Origin of the sequence: Halopseudomonas bauzanensis, assembly GCF_900114735.1 — a bacterium.
GTDB classification, from domain to species: domain Bacteria; phylum Pseudomonadota; class Gammaproteobacteria; order Pseudomonadales; family Pseudomonadaceae; genus Halopseudomonas; species Halopseudomonas bauzanensis.
In genome coordinates this window covers 18,231-35,222 of sequence record NZ_FOUA01000002.1, presented here as the reverse complement: position 1 = coordinate 35,222, position 16,992 = coordinate 18,231, and the positions used below count along the sequence as shown (strand labels likewise).

The window sequence follows — 16,992 nt, the reverse complement described above, 5'->3', positions numbered from 1 at the left end:
GTAATGAATAGAAGTAACGTCGACACGTTTGAGAAGCTATCAGGACAATTGCTTAGCATCTATGAGGAAATATCGCTTCTTTCAAAGAAGAGCCCAAATGATGCAGTTAACAAATTTAAGTTAAAGTTTGTTAACAAGCTATTATCTCAAAGCAACGATTATCTTGCGGATAAGTATAAGCCTTTCGATGATTTCGACAACTTTGATGAAGATGATGTCCCGCAGAATAGCGACGTAGTTTTTATACTTTCTCAATACTTGCAATGCTTTGAGAAGCAGAGAGCCGATAATGTTGTAATTAGAAATGGCGCTTGGTATTGGCGTGTTGAGGGCAACGAAAACGACAAGGTGGATGATGATGGTATGGTATTGATACGTACAGTTAAACCCAAGAAGCTTAAGGATTAACAATGAGCAAAGGCAAAGGCAAACTCTATACAACCAACGAGAAGGCTCAAACGCACGACACCATGACGCCTTTACTTGAGGCTATGTATTCAGAGTTCAAAGAACTGTCTAAGAAGAAACCTGACTCCGCTGTCAGCAAGAGTAAAATTAAGATTGTAAATCGCCTACTAGAAAAAGTGAGAATTGTCCTTTCTGATGAAGAGTCCATGGAATTTTTAGATCTACTAGATGAGGATGACGTGCCTCAGGCAAGTGATGTCACATTGATCCTTTCACAATATGTCGCAGCCATGAGCGCTTTTCACGGAAAACACTATGGCTGGGACGGGTCAAGCCATACCTGGTTTATAAAATGAGTGAGAGCTCGCCTAACAAACGCGTCAATTAGGACGCTCGCAAGCTCGCGCCTATTACGCAGGCGTTATGCTCCGGTCGTGACGTAGATGTAGATGTAGATGTAGATGTAGAGTTAACCTATAAAAAGTACAAGAAGGAAACTTATAATGACGAAAAAAACAGTGCCGGTTAAGCCGCATCGGAGATCTACTCCATCATCCCCAGCTAAACCATCACCGAAGCCTGGGCCAAAGACAGTACCCGTTAAACCGCACAAGCGATCACCCCCATAATGATACGCAAACTGCCTGTGAGTTAGAGGCTATAACAAGGCACTTTGTCGCCGCTATCGCGGCTGGCACGGCCTACACTGCGTTCCGGCCGCCCCAAAGCTTAGCGTTAAGTGATGACTATGATGAGACTCTTGGGTGTTGGGCTGGGACGTGAAGAGCTCAGTGTTGGGCTTCAAGTCGCTCAGTACAGGTGCAAACCATCTTGATGATGAGGCGCGACAGTGGCGGCGGCTCGATATGCAGCCGCTCGGCTGCATATCGAGTTAAGTTTTAGGCAACCGCAAGACCTGTCGGAGCTGGAGCAGCTTCATACATCACCTCTCTACTATCTCATTCGTGATGCAATGTAGCCGTCGTTTCAGTGCGCGTACAGGTAGCTGGTACGTATGCCGGCCAACCTGCCGGAGGAGACATCCGGTTTACACGCGTATGGGCTCAATCGCCAAGGGGACAATGGCAAGTCGTGGCTGCGCACGCTGGTACAATTGCCTAACCAAAGCGGAAAAGGGATCAGGTACATTTTCTCCAGCCCCGCACGTTCCCGACTCGGAGAGAGTCGAGTTCCGGGAACGTAGCTGGCGCAATGTTCTCTTAACGCTCCTCAAACAGAATACGACTGACCGTACCATGCACCACCCGTGAGTGGCGGTAGTCCGTATTCTGCATCATCCCCAATACGATCCGGTTATTGCTCGGATCGACCCACATCCAGGGGCCTTGGATGCCCCACCACCAGTAGGTGCCGACCGGCAGGTGTCCGGCCTTGGCACTGTCCTCGACGATGGCCACGTTCAGTCCGAAACGGTTGCCCGGTGCCCAGTTGGGACCGTCAACTTCTGGCGGCAGCTGGTCGCGGGCCATTTCGTTTATTGATTCGGCTGAGAGGAGTCGCACGCCGTCCAGTTCGCCGCCGTTGAGCAGCATGCGGGCGAAGCGCAGGTAGTCGTCCATGCTGGAGATCAGGCCGCTGCCGCCCTGGGTCAGCTTGGGTTTGGTCAGGTACTGGGTGTTGTCCTGCGGCTCCAGACCGTTGTCGCCGGGCTTGTAGGATACCGCCAGCTGGGGTGCCTGTTCGGCGTTGACGTGATAGCCGGTGTCTTTCATGCCGAGGGGCTGGAAGATGTTCTCGGCGAGGAACTGCTCATACGGCTGGCCGCTGACGACTTCGACTACCCGTGCCTGGATATCCACCGAGAGGCTGTAGTTCCAGGCGGTACCGGGCTGATTGAGTAGTGGTAGCTTGGCCAGTTTGTCGACCATTTCTCCCAGGGTCTGCTCGGTGTTGAACAGGTCCGCCTTCAGATACAGAGTATCGACCTGGGACTGACTGAACACGCCATAGCTGAAGCCGGCGGTCTGGTTCATCAGCTCGCGCAGGGTCGGTGCGTGGGTGGGGGCGGCGGTTTGCGGTATGCCGTCCGGGCCGTCGGCGACGGCGACCTTGAGGTCGGCAAATTCCGGCAGGTATTTGGCCAGGGGATCATCCAGTGATAATTTTCCCTGTTCCTGCAGCATCAACATGGCGACGCTGGTGACCGGCTTGGTCAGCGAGAAGACCTTGTACAGGGTGTCTTCGGCCAGCGGTACTTCGCCGGCGATATCCTGATATCCATGCTGGCTGCGGTGCAGCAGCTTGCCGTCCTGCTCCACCAGTACGGCGATGCCGGCAAGACGGCCCTGATCGACTTCGGCCTGCAGGGCTTTTTCGAGCATCTGGAAGCGTTCGGCTGCGATGGGCGGCGCTACGGTTTCAGCATGCAGGACGCTGGTGAACAGCAGGCAGGCGAGGGCAAGCCAGGAGGGGTACAAACTACGGGAACAGGGCTTCGGCATGGCAGTATTTCTTGTTGTTTAAGATGTGGCACACAATAGCATCCTGCCCCAGCGGGAAAAAGGGAGGTAATTCCATGTACACAGGCCACTGCCAATGCGGCGACGTTCGCTTTCAGATTGCGGGTGAGCTTGAGCCGATTCAGATCTGCCATTGCTCCCAGTGCAGGCGAGCGCAAGGTACGCCCTTCGCGACCAACATTCCGGTGCAGGAAAGTGCCTTCACCCTGCTCAGCGGTGCGGAGCTGCTCAAGTCCTTCGAGTCATCCCCCGGTAAGCATCGGGTGTTCTGCAGTCATTGCGGCTCACCGCTGTACAGCACCAAGGATGGTATGCCCGGTGTGCTGCGCATCCGTGCCGGCTTGCTGAACGAGCCGCTGGCTACATCGCCTGGTGCGCATATCTATGTGGGTTCAAAAACCAACTGGTGGTCGATTAATGATGAGGTGCCTCAATACGAGGCCGGGATACCTCCGCGCCGGGCTAGATGATGGGGAGCGAGCAGGCGCGATCTGGACGGCATAACGCCCCCTGCCTCGCACTGCTGTCACGTTGCCGGGACGGTGCTACGCTCTAGTCAGCGAAACGGGAGCGGAGGCAGGCGTGAATTACTGGCATTGGCTCTATGAGCGAGTAAAACGCCAGCTATGGTGGCGGGCGGTGGCCTTTGGTATCGCGGGGATGCTCACGGCGGTGCTAGCGCTGGTCGCGGAGCGGGTCTTCCCTTGGGAGATGCCGTTCAACCTGAGCTCGGATGCGGTGGATAGTCTGCTCAATATCATCGCTTCGAGCATGCTGGCGGTCACGACATTCTCGCTGGGGGTGATGACCGCGGCCTTTGGCGCGGCAACCACCAACGTCACGCCGCGGGCGACCAAGTTGTTGATGGAAGACGAGTTGACCAACAACGTGCTGTCGACCTTCATTGGTGCCTTTCTGTTCAGCATCGTTGGCATCATTGTGCTCAAGACCGGCTCCTATGGTGAGCGCGGGCGGGCGGTGCTGTTCCTGTTCACCATCGTGGTCATCGGGCTGGTGGTGATCCAGTTGTTGCGCTGGATCAACCACCTGATCTCGCTGGGCCGGGTGGGCACGACCATCGACCGGGTCGAGCAGGTTGCCGGCGCGGCGCTGACCGAGCGCCTGGCGGTGCCCTATCTGGGCGCCAACCCCTGGCACGACGTTGGCGCGGTGCCGCCGGGCGCGATTCCGGTGTACGCCAGCGCCATCGGCTATATCCAGTTTATCGATATCCCGGTGTTGTCCCGCCTATGCGAAGAAGCGGACTGCGAAGCCTACTTGCCACTTAATCCGGGCGCGTTCGTGTTCGAGGATACGGTGGTGGTCTGGCTCCATTCGCAGCAGGATCTATCGGAGGTGAGTGGGCAGATTGCAGATCAGTTTGTGATCGACACCAACCGGAGTTTTGATCAGGACCCGCGCTTCGGGTTGGCGGTCATGTCGGAAATTGCCTCGCGGGCGCTATCGCCGGCCGTCAATGACCCGGGCACGGCCATCGATGTGATTGGTCGTCTGACGCGCCTGCTGTCCCAATGGGCGGGTGGGCGGGACGATGTGCCCGTCGACTATCCACGCCTGCATCTGTTGCCACTGGGCGATGACGATTTGCTTGAAGATGCGTTCATGCTGATAGCCCGCGATGGCGCCGGGATGATTGAGGTGCAGCTGCGGCTGCAGAAGTCGCTGGCGGCGTTGCAGCGGCGGGGCAGTGCGAGCTTTCGCCAGGCGGCCGCCAGACAGTCGGCCATCGCGTTGCAACGCAGTGAGGTGGCGCTGACCTGTGTGGCAGATCAACAGCGGCTGCGTGAAGCGCTGGAATGACCAGTTCGGTTTGCTGAGGTTGAAGGCGAAGCTCAGAACGACCGCAGCATCCGCCCCAGCAGTTCCATCGCCCGCTCGCTGTCCGGCCCCCAGGCGTGGCCGTGGTTCAGCCGTGCGCAGTGGCGAAAGCTCTGGCTGGCGGAGAAGATCGGGCCGGGTGCCAGGCTGATGCCCTGGGCCAGGGCTAATCTGAATAACTGCAGCGAATCGACCTGCTCGGGAAACTCGAACCAGAGGAAATAGCCACCGTCGGGCTGGGTGACGCGGGTGCCCTTGGGGAAGTGGCGGGCGGCGGAGGCGAGCATCGCCTCCTGTTGGCGTTGCAGGGCATGGCGCAATTTGCGCAGGTGGCGATCGTAGCCGCCATGCTGCAGGTAGTCGGCGATGGCGGTCTGGGCCGGTACCGAGGGCGAGATGGTGGTCATCAGCTTGAGCCGGGCGATGCGCTCGGTGAAACGCCCGCCGGCTACCCAGCCCACCCGGTAGCCGGGTGCCAGGGTCTTGGAGAAAGACCCGCAGTGAATCACCAGGCCTTCGCTGTCCAGCCCCTTGATTGGCATGGGCGGACGTTCGCCGTAATGCAGTTCGGCATAGACATCGTCTTCGATCAGCGGCACCTGATGCTCCTGCAGCAGGTTATACAACTGCTGTTTGCGGCTGTTATCCAGGCTGGCGCCGAGCGGATTCTGAAAGCTGCTCATGAACCAGCAGGCCTTGATCGGCAGGCTGCCCATACGTTCGCGCAGTACCGCCAGATCGATGCCGTCCCGTGGGTGCACGGGAATCTCTACGGCCTTCAATTGCAACCGTTCGAGTACTTGCAGGCAGGCATAGAAGGTCGGTGACTCGATCGCCACTAGGTCGCCGGCCTGGGTCACGCTCTGCAGCCCAAGGTTGAGGGCTTCCAGTGCACCGTTGGTGACCACCAGTTCTTCTATTGGCAACCTGACCCCGCTGACCATGTAGCGCAGGGCGATCTGGCGCATCAGGTCGGCATTGCCTGCGGTCATGTCGGCGATGATGTCGTGGGGCGACAGGTTGCGCAGGCTGCTGGTCATGGAGCGGGCCAGACGGGCCATCGGGAACAGGTCGGGACTGGGAAAGGCCGAGCCGAAGGGAACCGTATGCGGGTTCTTCAGTGAGCCGAGTACCGAAAATACCAGCTCGCTGACGCCCACCTCGGTGGTCGGCGGTACTGCCGGAGTGAGCTGCGGCTCAGGCAGGGGCAGCCCGGCCAGGCTGCGGACAAAATAGCCGGAGCGGGCGCGGGCCTGGATCAGCCCGCGGTCCTCCAGCAGGTAATAGGCCTGGAATACCGTGGACGGGCTCACGCCATAACTCTGGCTGGCCTGGCGCACCGAAGGAATCCGCTCGCCCGGCGCCAGAATGCCCGTGCGAATCAATTCGGCAATGGTATCGGCCAGGCGCTCGTAGCGTTTCATCGAAGGGTTCCATGCAGTCAGTAGCTGGCCGGTGCCAGAAAGGTTGATTCGGCCACAACCGGTGCGCTGTTGTCATCCTCTGCAGCGAGGACGAAGCGGATGCGCTGGCGTGCCGCGGGAGATTGTTCGCCGGTCCAGACCACACTGAGCGGCAGATCGTGGATATCTTCGGCCGCCAGCTGCACGCTGGTCGGGGTCGCCAATTGCAGACCCTGCGGTGCATCGAGGGTTATCTGATAGCGGCCGGGTTGTTGGCTCTTGTTGATCACCTTGAGACTGTAGCTGTTCTCCAGCTGGCCGGCGCTGTTCTCGCGAAACAGATTGCCGCGGTCGCGGCTAACGTCCAGCGACATCATAGGCCGGTCCAGCAACGCCACCACGAACAGCCCGATCATCAGCGTCAGCATGCTGCCGTAGCCAAGCAGCCGTGGTCGCAGCCAGTGGGTGGTGCCGCCTTGCTGAGCACGTTCGGAGGTGTAGCTGATCAGGCCGCGTGCATAACCCATGCGGTCCATGACGCTGTCGCAGGCATCGATGCAGGCGGCGCAGGCGATGCATTCGAACTGCAGGCCATCACGGATATCGATGCCGGTCGGGCAGACCTGCACGCACAGGGTGCAGTCGATGCAATCCCCCAGGCCCTGCTCGGCCGGCGTGCTGTCCCGGCGCCGCGGTCCGCGTTGCTCGCCCCGTTCGGTGTCATAGGCGATGACCAGGGTGTCTCGGTCGAACATCGCGCTCTGGAACCGCCCGTAGGGGCACATGTCGCGGCAGACCTTCTCGCGCAGCCAGCCGGCGTTGATATAGGTGGCGGCAGTGAAGAAGAACAACCAGAACGCCGCCTGGGCGCCCAGCTCGAAGGTGAGCAGATCCACCGCCAGCTCGCGGATCGGCGTGAAATAGCCGACGAAGGTGAGCGCCGTGACCAGGCTCACGCCCAGCCAGATGGCGTGCTTGGCGCCGCGTCGCAGCAGTTTGCTCAGTGACCAGGGCGCTGCATCGAGACGCACGCGCTGATGGCGATCGCCTTCGGTGACTTTCTCCGCCCACATGAAGACCCAGGTCCATACGCTCTGCGGGCAGGTATAGCCGCACCAGATGCGTCCGGCGACCACCGTGATGAAGAACAGGCCGAAGGCGGCAATGATCAGGATCGCCGACAGCAGGATCAGGTCCTGGGGCCAGAAGGTCGCGCCGAAGATATGGAACTTGCGGCTGGCCAGATCCCACAGCACGGCCTGGCGCTGGTGCCAGTTCAGCCAGGCCGTGCCGAAGAACAGCAGGAACAGCAGGCCGGCGCCGAGCAGGCGTAGCCGCCGGTAGTGTCCTTCGAAGCTGCGTGTATGAATCGGTCCGCCGAGCTGGGCGGGTGTGTTGCGTGCAATGGTGGCGTCGATGATCTCGACGGGAATACGTTCACCCATGGTCTACCCCATCAGTCATGAATCAGGCTGGTGACATGATCGTGATTGGGTCTGATATGAAACAGGCTCAGGTTTTCGATAAAAAACCGTATCAGCAGCAAAGCCGCGTCGTTAGGGGGTGACGCATTGTCGCAGGCCGCTCTGTTATGACGAGGCGGGGATTAATGGCGCGATCAGACGTTCATGGCAGGGCGCTGATACGGTTTTCGGCACGGCAACTGAGCCTGTTCATTTGTTAATTGATGTTGCATAGTGCGCGGTCGAATCCAATTTGCCATGGGGCTGTCGCTGCATGTATTTCCAGCAAAACAAGTGCGTACGGGGCGGGTCTGGTCCCCGTGAAAGGGGGCGGGCATGAATCTGGGTGCTCTGCTGTGGTTGATGGCGCTGCAGGTGGCGGGTGCGGTGATCAGTCATTTTCTGGTGCCGGCGCTGCCGGGGCCGATTATCGGCATGGTGTTGCTGGTGCTGGGTCTGGCCTTCCTCGGCGAGGTGCCGGAGTCGCTGCAGCGGACCGCGTCAGCACTGCTTGGCTATCTGCCGCTGCTGCTGGTGGTGCCGGCGTCGGGCATCATGCTCAGTCATGACCGTCTGCTGGCGGACTGGTTGCCCATCGCGCTGGCGCTGGTCGGTTCGCTGCTGGTAGCCGTGCCGTTCTGTGGCTGGCTGTTGCAGTGGCTGATCCGCCGTCAGGAGAGCCGCCAATGATTGCTCTGCTGGTAACCATCCCGGTGTTTGCGCCGATGTTGACCATAGCGGCCTATCAGGTGGCGCTCTGGGTGCAGCGACGCACTGGTTCGCTGCTGCTGCAGCCGGTAATCGTGACGCTGATGCTGGTGATCGCGATGCTCCTGCTGCTGGATATCGATTACCTCATCTACCGCGAAGCCGCGGAGCCGATCGCCCTGTTGCTCGGCCCGGCGACCGTGGCGCTGGCGGTGCCGCTGTACCAGCAGCGCCAGCGCATCCGCATGTTGCTGTGGCCGATCCTGATCACCCTGCTGGTCGGTGGTGTGCTGATTGTGGTGCTGACCCTGCTGCTTGGCTGGTTGTTGGGCGCGCCCTTCGTCACGCTGATGTCGCTGGCGCCCAAGTCGGTGACCATGCCGATCGCCATGCTGTTATCCGAGCAGGCCGGGGGTGATGCGGCGATGACCGCAGCGCTGGTGATGCTGACCGGGGTGATCGGCACCGTGATGGCGCCGCCGTTGCTGCGTCTGGCACGGGTTGACTCGCCCGCCGCGCGGGGGCTGACCCTGGGCATGAATGCCCATGCCATCGGCACGGCGCATGCGCTGCGCGAAGGTGGCGAATGTGCTGCCTTTGCGGCGTTGGGGATGAGTCTGCTTGGGTTGGCGACGGCGTTGCTGCTGCCCTGGTTCGTGGGCTGAATGAAATACGGGGCCTGCATTGCGCAGGTCCCGCATTATCAGGACTTCAGATCAGGATTCGCCCATGCCTGGCACCGGCTCGGGTGCCGAGTGAGCCCGCACCTTCTCTTCGATACGCCGTCCTACCTCCGCATCGATGTTGCGCCAGTACTCGAAGGCGCGCTCCAGCACCGGGCTGCGCACACCGCCGAGCAGGCTGCCGGCTACCTGGTCGACCAGTTTGGTGCGTTCCTCATCGTTGAACACTTCACGCACCAGCGTGCCCGGCTGGCCGAAGTCATCATCCTCGGAGTGTAGTTCGTAGGCGCTGCGCACCATATCGCCGTCCGCTTCCCAGCCATCCTCCATCTTGCCGGTACTGTCCGCCCAGCTGCGATCGCTGCTGTTGGGTGCGTACACCGGTGCGTTGCCGCTGTGCTCATAGGTCATCTGACCATCGAACATGTAGGTGTTGACCGGCACCTTGGGGCGGTTCACTGGCAACTGATGGAAGTTGGTGCCGATGCGGTTGCGCTGCGCGTCGTTGTAGGCGAAGGCGCGGCCCAACAGCATCTTGTCCGGAGACAGGCCGATACCCGGGACCGTATTGCCAGGCGAGAAGGCCGCCTGCTCGATCTCGGCAAAGAAATTCACCGGGTTGCGGGTCAGGGTCATCTTGCCGACCTTGATCAGCGGGTAATCCTTGTGCGACCAGATCTTGGTCAGATCGAAGGGGTTGAAGCGGTAGGTGGCGGCGTCGGCATAGGGCATGACCTGCACTGACATGATCCAGCTGGGGTACTCGCCGCGGGCGATGGCCTCGAACAGATCGCGGCGGTGATAGTCCGCATCGATCCCCGCCATATCGGCAGCTTCGGCGTTATTGAAGAACTCCATGCCCTGCTCGGTATGGAAGTGGTATTTGACCCAGAAGCGCTCACCGGCGGCATTGACCCACATGAAGGTGTGGGAGCCGTAGCCGTTCATGTGGCGCCAGGTGCGCGGCAGGCCGCGCGGCCCCATCAGGTAGGTTACCTGATGCGCCGATTCGGGGTTGTTGGTCCAGAAGTCCCACTGCATGTGGTTGTCGCGCAGGCCGGAGTCGGGCAGGCGTTTCTGGCTGCGGATGAAATGGGGGAATTTCATCGGGTCACGCACGAAGAAGATCGGCGTGTTGTTACCGACCAGGTCGTAGTTGCCTTCGTCGGTATAGAACTTCAACGAAAAGCCGCGCACGTCGCGCCAGGTATCCGGGCTGCCCATCTCACCGGCAACGGTGGAGAAGCGCGCCAGCATCTCGGTCTGGCTACCTTTCTGGAACAGCGCCGCCTTGGTGTAGGCGGACACATCTTCGGTGGTTTCGAACACACCGAAGGCGCCGGCGCCCTTGGCATGGGGTTGGCGCTCAGGCACTTTCTCACGGTTGAAATGGGCCATCTGCTCCAGAAAGTGCACATCATGGAGCATGATCGGGCCATTGGCGCCAATGGTCAGAGAATTGCGATCGCTGGGTGCCGGTGCGCCGGTACTCATGGTCGAGCCGGTTGGCGTTTTGCTGTTTGAATCACTCACGGGGCGTCCTCCTTATCAGGCATCTGGCGAAGCTCTCTCGCATGGCTTCAGCTCTTAATGTAGACCATACGGGGGAATAGGCAGCCTTGCCAGTTGCCGGCTCGAGAATCAGTCGTTCCAGCGCCCCGGCGCGTAGGAAAACACCGGCAGTGCCAGCGACCAGCGAATTGCCGCCAGCCGCACTGCCAGGCCGAAGCTGAAGGAGGCCAGCAGGTTCACATCATGATTGATGCCCCAGTGACGCAGCACCAGATAGAGAATCGCCACCGCCAGTGAAACGCTGGCATACAGCTCCTTGCGCAGCACCATGGGTGTGCGATTGCACAGCAGGTCGCGCAGAATGCCGCCGAAAATACCGGTGGTGATGCCGGCCATGATCACGACCGGGGTGGGGTAATCGAGCCGCAGGGCGACGTTGCAGCCGATCACGGTGAAGGCGATCAGCCCCATGGCATCAAGGATCAGGAACAGGCTGTGCAGCCGGTGCATGAAACGGGCGATCAGCACGGTCAGCAGGCCAGCGGAGATGGTCAGGTAGATGTACTCCGGATGCTGGGTCCAGGTGACCGGATAGTTGCCCAGCAGCATGTCGCGGACCGTGCCGCCGCCCAGGGCAGTGATAAAGGCTATGAAGGCGACGCCGAACATGTCCATGTTGCGGCGGCCGGCAGCCAGGGCGCCGGACATGGCTTCGGCAGTGATGGCGATCAGATAGATGTAGAGAAGCACACAGAACTCCTGCAAGCTGTGACGCCTCTCCCCCTGTCCTTTTACCTGAGAGTTTACGCAGTCATGGACTGCTTGCCCCTTCGGTGGGTTGCCTTGGCAACCTCTCTCCAGCTGGCTGTGCGGTCACCCGCTGCGCTGGGCAGTATCGGGTGTCCTGTGATTCGCAGTAATGGGTACCTGAGCGATTATGGGAGTTTGCGCCTTCGGCGGAGGCCTGGGGCCCCTCTCTCCTGCGACCGGCGATTATACAGCAAGCGCCTGGCTTTGCTATTGCTGACTGCTTCATTGTGTCGCCCGGCGCCGGGCCGGCAGATTGGTTACACTGGGACTGTTTTCCCCAGCAGCAAGCGGAGGGACCAATGCACCAGCAGATTCTCGATTTCTGGTTTGATCAGCTCAAGCCGGCGATGTGGTGGAAGAAAGATGCGCAGCTGGATCAATTGATCGAGCAACGCTTTGGCGAGCTGCATCGGCAGGCCGCCAGGGGTGAGCTATGGGAATGGCGCGCCACGCCCGAGGGGCGGCTGGCCGAGATCATTCTGCTTGACCAGTTCTCGCGCAACATCCACCGTGACCAACCCGATTCTTTCGCCCATGACGGGATGGCGCTGGTGCTGGCCCAGGAGGCTATTGCCGCCGGCGCCGATCTGGCCCTGCCGGTGATACAGCGCAGCTTCCTGTATATGCCATTCATGCACAGTGAGTCGCTGATGGTCCATGAGCGGGCGGTCGTGCTGTTTGACACACCCGGTATGGAATCCAGTCTGGACTTCGAACTGCAGCACCGGGATATCCTGCGGCGCTTCGGCCGCTATCCGCATCGTAACCGCGTGTTGGGGCGAGCCTCCACCGAGGAAGAATTGCAATTTCTGACCCAGCCGGGTTCCTCATTCTGAGCCCGGGATACCTTACTGTCGTATCGATTCATATTCGAGGAGTCTGACCATGCATACCAACATCCTGCCATCGGCCGTGCTTGCCGCTGCCCTGACCACGCTGGCCGGTTGCAGCACCTCGGCGCCGGATACCACCGTGCCCCGGATCGGTGGTGGTGAGCCTTTTACCGCCGAGCTGAATTGCGGGCGTCTGCCGATTTCCGCCAAGGGCGATGATGACCTGCTGCTGACGGTCGGCGATGAGCAGTTCGCCCTGAGCCGGGCGATCAGCGCCTCCGGTGCGCGTTATGTGGCCGCGGGTGAGCCGGAGACCAGCCTGTGGTTCAAGGGCCAGCAAGCCTGGCTGGTGTTGCGTGGTGACGACTACCCACTGTGCGCGCCGAGCGACAGCATCATCGAGCCCTACCGCGCCGCCGGCAACGAACCCTTCTGGTCGGTGACGTTGGAGGGTGGCCAATTGACCCTGAACCGGCTCAACGAAGGTGAATCACCGGCCCAGCCCTATATGGCGGGCGAGACCGCCGGCGAGGTGGTGACCAGCGGCAACCCACCGATCCGGTTGCAGGCCAGCGATCAGCTGTGCCGTGACACCATGAGCGGAATGCCCTATCCGCAGCAGGTCAGCGTGCAGGTGGACGGCGTTACCCTGAACGGCTGCGGTGGTGATCCGGGCCGGCTGCTGCAGGGCGGAGAGTGGGTAGTGGAGGATATCAATGGCGGTGGCATTATCGACCGCTCCCGTGTGACCCTGAATTTCTGGCGTAACGGCCAGGTGAATGGCCGTGCCTCCTGCAACAGCTTCATGGGAGAATACCAGCTGACCGGTGAAAGCCTGACCATCAATCAGCCGGCCACCACCCGCATGGCCTGCGCGCCTTCGCTGATGGAACAGGAGCAACGGGTGCTGCGCAATCTGCAGAGCCTGCAGGGCTTTGATTTCGACGATACCGGTGCCTTGCTGCTGCGCTCGGCTGAGGGTTCGCTCAAGGCCCGTCTGGAACACTGATAATAATCAAGGAGATCTACATGCTGGCGTTGATATTGGGTTTGGTGCTGTTTCTCGGGATACATTCGACTCGCCTGTTTGCTGCTGACTGGCGGGTCGCACAGATCGACCGGCGCGGCTTGCTGGCCTGGAAGGGATTCTATGCTGTTATTTCGCTGGTGGGGCTGCTGCTGATCATCTGGGGCTACGGGCAGGCACGGTTGTCGCCGACCTGGCTGTGGCTGTCGCCCATGTGGACCCGCCATCTTGCTGCGCTACTGACGGTTCCGGCCTTCATCCTGCTGGCGGCCACCTATATTCCCGGAACTCATATCAAGGCCCGGGTCGGCCATCCCATGCTGCTGGGCGTCAAGTTCTGGGCCATCGCCCACCTGATCGCCAATGGCACGCTGGCCGACCTGCTGCTGTTTGGTGGTTTCCTCGCCTGGGCGGTAGCGCTGTATGTGGTCTTGCGCCGGCGTGATCGTCTGGCCGGCGTGAGCTATCCGGCGGTCGGCTTCAGTCGGGACCTGATTGCCATTGTGGTCGGATTGGTCGCCTGGGTGGTCTTTGCCATGTGGTTGCACGGCGCGCTGATCGGTGTCCGCCCCTTCGGCGGCTGAGCCTTACCTGATGCGGCCTGGCCGCCAACCCGGGAGTACGAACCATGCAACTGCTGTATCCGGAGATAAAGCCCTTCGCCCGTCATGATCTGGCGGTCGAAGCGCCCCATGTGCTTTATGTCGACGAGAGTGGTCAGGAAGACGGGCTGCCGGTGGTGTTCATTCATGGTGGGCCGGGTGGTGGCTGCGACAACCTGAGCCGACGCTTCTTCGATCCGTCGATCTACCGCATCATCACCTTCGATCAGCGTGGTGCCGGCCGTTCCACGCCCCACGCCAGCTTGGAAAACAACACCACCGCCGCGCTGATCGAGGATATGGAGGCGCTGCGCATCCACCTGGGGATCGACAAGTGGGTGCTGTTTGGCGGTTCCTGGGGTTCGACCCTCGCCCTGGCCTATGCCCAGGCGCATCCTGACCGGGTGCTGGGCATGATTCTGCGCGGGATCTTCCTGTGCCGCGACGAGGATATCCACTGGTTCTATCAGGAAGGCGCCAGCCGCATCTTTCCCGATTACTGGGAGAACTACCAGGCGTTGATCCCGGAGGCGGAGCGCGATGACATGGTAGCCGCCTACTACCGACGCCTGACCGGGGACGATGAAATCTGCCAGATGCATGCCGCCCGGGCCTGGTCCGGCTGGGAAGGTTGCTGCGCCACCCTGCGGCCCAGTGCCCAGCTGGTCGACCGCTTTACCGAGTCGCGGCGCGCGCTGGCCATGGCGCGGATTGAGTGCCACTACTTCATCAACCAGTCTTTCCTTGAACCGGATCAGCTACTGCGCAATATGCCGAAGATTGCACATATCCCCGGCATCATCGTCCATGGTCGCTACGACATGGTCTGTCCGCTGGATAATGCCCACGCGCTGCATCAGCGTTGGCCCGGCAGCGAATTGCAGATCATCCGCGATGCGGGTCACGCGGCTTCCGAGCCGGGTATTGCCGATGCCCTGGTGCGCGCTACCCAGAGCATGGCCCGGCAACTGCTGAAGCTGGCGCCGGAGGCGGAATAGCATGAAGGGGCTGTTGCAGCGGGTCAGCCAGGCCCGGGTGGAGGTGGCGGGCGAGATTGTCGGCGCCATCGATCAGGGCTTGCTGGTGCTGGTTGGCATCGAGCCGCAGGATGATCGGGCCAGTGCCGACCGGCTGTTGCACAAGTTGCTCAACTATCGCGTGTTCAGTGATGCCGAGGGGCGCATGAATTGCTCGGTGCAGGACGTACAGGGCGGATTGTTGCTGGTATCCCAGTTCACCCTGGCGGCCGATACGCGCAAGGGGCTGCGCCCGGGATTCTCCACCGCGGCGCCACCGCAGCAGGCTGCCGAATTGTTCGATTACCTGCTGCAGCGGGCGGGCGAACAATGGTCACAGGTGGCTACCGGGCGGTTCGGTGCGGACATGCAGGTGCATCTGGTCAATGATGGGCCAGTGACCCTGCTGCTGGAAACCTGACCTCAGCTTGGCTGGAACCGCACCCACAGCATGATCAGCAGGGTCGCGGCCACGCCCCAGGCGAGCATCGCCAACAGCAGGATGGCAGGCAGCGGCAGCTTGCCGGCACCCCAGGCGATCACCGCAAGATAGATGGCGTAGGGCAACAGCGACCATAAGCCGAAGATGGCTGTGGTACGCAGGTCCGCCGCCGGGCGGGCGCTGCCGATAATGTAGTGGGCGATCACCGCAAAGGTGGGAAACAGCGGCACCAGTCCGGCGATATAGAAACTCTTGGAGCGCGCCAACAGCGCAATGAGCAGAACCGCCAGTGCGCCGAGCAGCGCCTTGAATGCAAGTGAAATCATGAAGTCCATACCGGGCCGATGCGCTGCTCACGCTATGCCCGGCAGGTTATCAAGTCAAGGCCGCTCCCACATCGACTTGCGATCACTGAGCTCGGCTCAGCGCTTCCTCCACGAATTCCAGCCGATCCTGACCGAAGAACATTTCGTCCCCGGCAAAGAAGGTCGGCGCACCGAAAACGCCCCGTTCGATGGCCTCCTCGGTGATCTGCCGCAGCTGGTCTTTCACCACCGGATCATTGATCTTCTGCTGTAGTTCAGCCATATCAAAACCGTGGCGACTCAGCACGGCAGCGACCACCTCGGGGTTGCCCATATCCTGTTGATCGACCCAGATGGCCTGAAACACCGCATTGACGTACGGGACGAAGCGATCGGTACCCAGGTAGGCGGCCGCGCCGCGCATCAGCTGCATGGTGTTGATCGGGAAGAACGGATTCTGCTGGAACGGCACAGCATAGCGCCGCGCGTAACGTTGAAAATCCTCGCGGGTATAACGCCCCTTCGCCGGCACGGTCGCTGGGGAGCTATTGCCGGTGGCCTTGAACACGCCGCCCAGCAGCATCGGCTTGTATGCCAGTTCGGCATCGTGGCGCTGCGCCAGACCGGTGATCTGGGTCCAGGCCAGGTAACTGGCAGGGCTGCCTACATCAAAATAGAATTCGACTTTCTTGTTCATGTGCATTGTCCTGTGGTGGTGGGGGTCAGAAGGTTTCCATCCAGGGCCGCAGATCCAGTTCATGGGTCCAGCAGTCCCGTGGCTGGCAATGCAGTTGCCAGTACTGTTCGGCGATGTGCTCCGGGTCGAGAATGCCGCCCTGGTCTTTCAACGCGTAGCGCTCGGGGAAGTTGTCGCGGATAAACGCGGTGTCGATGGCTCCGTCGATGATCGGGTGGGCGACATGAATGCCCTGCGGCCCGAGTTCGCGCGCCATGCTCTGGGCCAGGGCGCGCAGCGCGAACTTGGCGCCGGCGAAGGCACTGAAACCATTGCCGCCCCGCAGCGAGGCGGTGGCACCGGTGAAAATGATGGTTCCGCGAGCCCGGGGCAACATCGCCTTGGCTGCTTCGCGGCCGGTGAGGAAGCCCGACAGCGCCGCCATTTCCCAGACCTTGCGGTACACCCGTTCGGTGGTTTCGGTAATCGAGAATCGTACGTTGGCACCGATATTGAACACCACCACCTCGATGGGACCTATGTCCCGTTCGATATCGCTGAACAGCGCGACCATCTGTTCTTCACTGCGGGCATCGCAACCAAAGGCATGGGCGGCGCCGCCGGCCGCTGCGATATCGCTGACCAGCGGCTCAAGTTTATCGGCCTGGCGGCGGGTGACGCACAGGGTGAAACCTTCACGGGCGAAGCGCCGGGCAATGGCCCCGCCGGTGGCATCGCCGGCGCCGATGACAACGGCAACGGGTGGTCTGGACATGGGGTACTCC

19 protein-coding genes, 1 pseudogene and 2 riboswitches are annotated in these 16,992 nt (G+C 60.8%); of the genes and pseudogenes, 12 read left to right on the top strand and 8 right to left on the bottom strand.

Annotated elements, in window-relative coordinates; all coding sequences use genetic code 11:
• Positions 1-3: 3 nt before the first annotated feature.
• The 3 genes and pseudogenes from BM267_RS06560 to BM267_RS16970 all read left to right on the top strand — a co-directional run.
• Positions 4-408, top strand: coding sequence for a hypothetical protein (locus BM267_RS06560; RefSeq protein ID WP_074779207.1), 405 nt, complete (start codon positions 4-6; stop codon positions 406-408).
• Between the two features lie 2 nt (positions 409-410).
• Positions 411-764 (top strand): hypothetical protein, encoded by a 354-nt coding sequence (locus BM267_RS06555; protein ID WP_074779209.1) that lies wholly within the window; start codon positions 411-413, stop codon positions 762-764.
• Positions 765-1,392: 628 nt separating this feature from the next.
• Positions 1,393-1,530, top strand: a pseudogene (locus BM267_RS16970) (nuclear transport factor 2 family protein); the annotation flags it as partial.
• A gap of 98 nt (positions 1,531-1,628) precedes the next feature.
• Here BM267_RS16970 and BM267_RS06545 read toward each other — a convergent pair.
• Positions 1,629-2,870, bottom strand: a complete 1,242-nt coding sequence (locus tag BM267_RS06545; protein ID WP_074779212.1) for a serine hydrolase domain-containing protein — start codon at positions 2,868-2,870, stop codon at positions 1,629-1,631.
• 74 nt (positions 2,871-2,944) lie between these two features.
• On the opposite strand from BM267_RS06545, the gene BM267_RS06540 reads away from it, so the two are divergent.
• Both BM267_RS06540 and BM267_RS06535 read left to right on the top strand, forming a co-directional pair.
• On the top strand, positions 2,945-3,358 hold the full coding sequence (locus BM267_RS06540; protein ID WP_074779214.1) for a GFA family protein: 414 nt from the start codon (positions 2,945-2,947) through the stop codon (positions 3,356-3,358).
• Between the two features lie 112 nt (positions 3,359-3,470).
• Positions 3,471-4,709, top strand: a complete 1,239-nt coding sequence (locus BM267_RS06535; protein ID WP_074779216.1) for a DUF2254 domain-containing protein — start codon at positions 3,471-3,473, stop codon at positions 4,707-4,709.
• A 32-nt stretch (positions 4,710-4,741) separates the two neighbouring features.
• On the opposite strand, the gene mapR is transcribed toward BM267_RS06535, so the two are convergent.
• Both mapR and ccoG read right to left on the bottom strand, forming a co-directional pair.
• Positions 4,742-6,151: a GntR family transcriptional regulator MpaR gene (mapR, locus tag BM267_RS06530; RefSeq protein ID WP_074779218.1), complete on the bottom strand. Its 1,410-nt coding sequence runs from the start codon at positions 6,149-6,151 to the stop codon at positions 4,742-4,744.
• A 17-nt stretch (positions 6,152-6,168) separates the two neighbouring features.
• Complete coding sequence (ccoG, locus tag BM267_RS06525; protein ID WP_074779220.1) at positions 6,169-7,575, bottom strand: cytochrome c oxidase accessory protein CcoG; 1,407 nt, start codon at positions 7,573-7,575, stop codon at positions 6,169-6,171.
• 354 nt (positions 7,576-7,929) lie between these two features.
• On the opposite strand from ccoG, the gene BM267_RS06520 reads away from it, so the two are divergent.
• Together BM267_RS06520 and BM267_RS06515 are read left to right on the top strand one after the other, a co-directional pair.
• Positions 7,930-8,283 carry a CidA/LrgA family protein gene (locus tag BM267_RS06520; RefSeq protein WP_036991330.1) on the top strand — a complete coding sequence of 118 codons (354 nt, stop codon included), beginning with the start codon at positions 7,930-7,932 and terminating at the stop codon, positions 8,281-8,283.
• Positions 8,280-8,966: an LrgB family protein gene (locus tag BM267_RS06515; RefSeq protein ID WP_036991328.1), complete on the top strand. Its 687-nt coding sequence runs from the start codon at positions 8,280-8,282 to the stop codon at positions 8,964-8,966. The genes BM267_RS06520 and BM267_RS06515 overlap by 4 nt, the downstream gene beginning before the upstream one ends.
• 51 nt (positions 8,967-9,017) lie before the next feature.
• Here BM267_RS06515 and BM267_RS06510 read toward each other — a convergent pair whose 3' ends face one another.
• Together BM267_RS06510 and BM267_RS06505 are read right to left on the bottom strand one after the other, a co-directional pair.
• Positions 9,018-10,478, bottom strand: a complete 1,461-nt coding sequence (locus tag BM267_RS06510; protein ID WP_218144718.1) for a catalase — start codon at positions 10,476-10,478, stop codon at positions 9,018-9,020.
• A gap of 147 nt (positions 10,479-10,625) precedes the next feature.
• The gene (locus tag BM267_RS06505) at positions 10,626-11,246 is read right to left on the bottom strand and encodes a trimeric intracellular cation channel family protein (protein WP_036992001.1); all 621 of its coding nucleotides are present in this window, start codon (positions 11,244-11,246) and stop codon (positions 10,626-10,628) included.
• Positions 11,247-11,269: 23 nt separating this feature from the next.
• A riboswitch (glycine riboswitch) is annotated at positions 11,270-11,367 on the bottom strand.
• 33 nt (positions 11,368-11,400) lie between these two features.
• A riboswitch (glycine riboswitch) is annotated at positions 11,401-11,489 on the bottom strand.
• Between the two features lie 116 nt (positions 11,490-11,605).
• Here BM267_RS06505 and BM267_RS06500 point away from each other — a divergent pair.
• From BM267_RS06500 to dtd, 5 genes are read left to right on the top strand one after another with little or no spacing between them, the layout of a single operon-like run.
• Entirely contained in the window at positions 11,606-12,142 is a 537-nt protein-coding gene (locus tag BM267_RS06500) for a DUF924 family protein (protein WP_074779224.1), read from the top strand.
• A 49-nt stretch (positions 12,143-12,191) separates the two neighbouring features.
• Positions 12,192-13,148 carry an META domain-containing protein gene (locus BM267_RS06495; protein ID WP_083392453.1) on the top strand — a complete coding sequence of 319 codons (957 nt, stop codon included), beginning with the start codon at positions 12,192-12,194 and terminating at the stop codon, positions 13,146-13,148.
• Positions 13,149-13,168: 20 nt separating this feature from the next.
• Complete coding sequence (locus tag BM267_RS06490) at positions 13,169-13,750, top strand: NnrU family protein (RefSeq protein ID WP_074779226.1); 582 nt, start codon at positions 13,169-13,171, stop codon at positions 13,748-13,750.
• Positions 13,751-13,794: 44 nt separating this feature from the next.
• The gene (pip, locus tag BM267_RS06485) at positions 13,795-14,766 is read left to right on the top strand and encodes a prolyl aminopeptidase (RefSeq protein ID WP_074779228.1); all 972 of its coding nucleotides are present in this window, start codon (positions 13,795-13,797) and stop codon (positions 14,764-14,766) included.
• A gap of 1 nt (position 14,767) precedes the next feature.
• Positions 14,768-15,205: a D-aminoacyl-tRNA deacylase gene (dtd, locus tag BM267_RS06480; protein WP_036991320.1), complete on the top strand. Its 438-nt coding sequence runs from the start codon at positions 14,768-14,770 to the stop codon at positions 15,203-15,205.
• A 2-nt stretch (positions 15,206-15,207) separates the two neighbouring features.
• Here dtd and BM267_RS06475 read toward each other — a convergent pair whose 3' ends face one another.
• From BM267_RS06475 to BM267_RS06465, 3 genes are all read right to left on the bottom strand, one after another.
• Positions 15,208-15,549 (bottom strand): GlpM family protein, encoded by a 342-nt coding sequence (locus BM267_RS06475; RefSeq protein WP_211242600.1) that lies wholly within the window; start codon positions 15,547-15,549, stop codon positions 15,208-15,210.
• Positions 15,550-15,634: 85 nt separating this feature from the next.
• A complete protein-coding gene (locus BM267_RS06470) occupies positions 15,635-16,228 on the bottom strand; it encodes a 2-hydroxychromene-2-carboxylate isomerase (protein WP_074779230.1) in 594 nt (197 codons plus the stop codon).
• Between the two features lie 25 nt (positions 16,229-16,253).
• Positions 16,254-16,982, bottom strand: a complete 729-nt coding sequence (locus BM267_RS06465) for an SDR family oxidoreductase (protein ID WP_074779232.1) — start codon at positions 16,980-16,982, stop codon at positions 16,254-16,256.
• Positions 16,983-16,992: the final 10 nt, after the last annotated feature.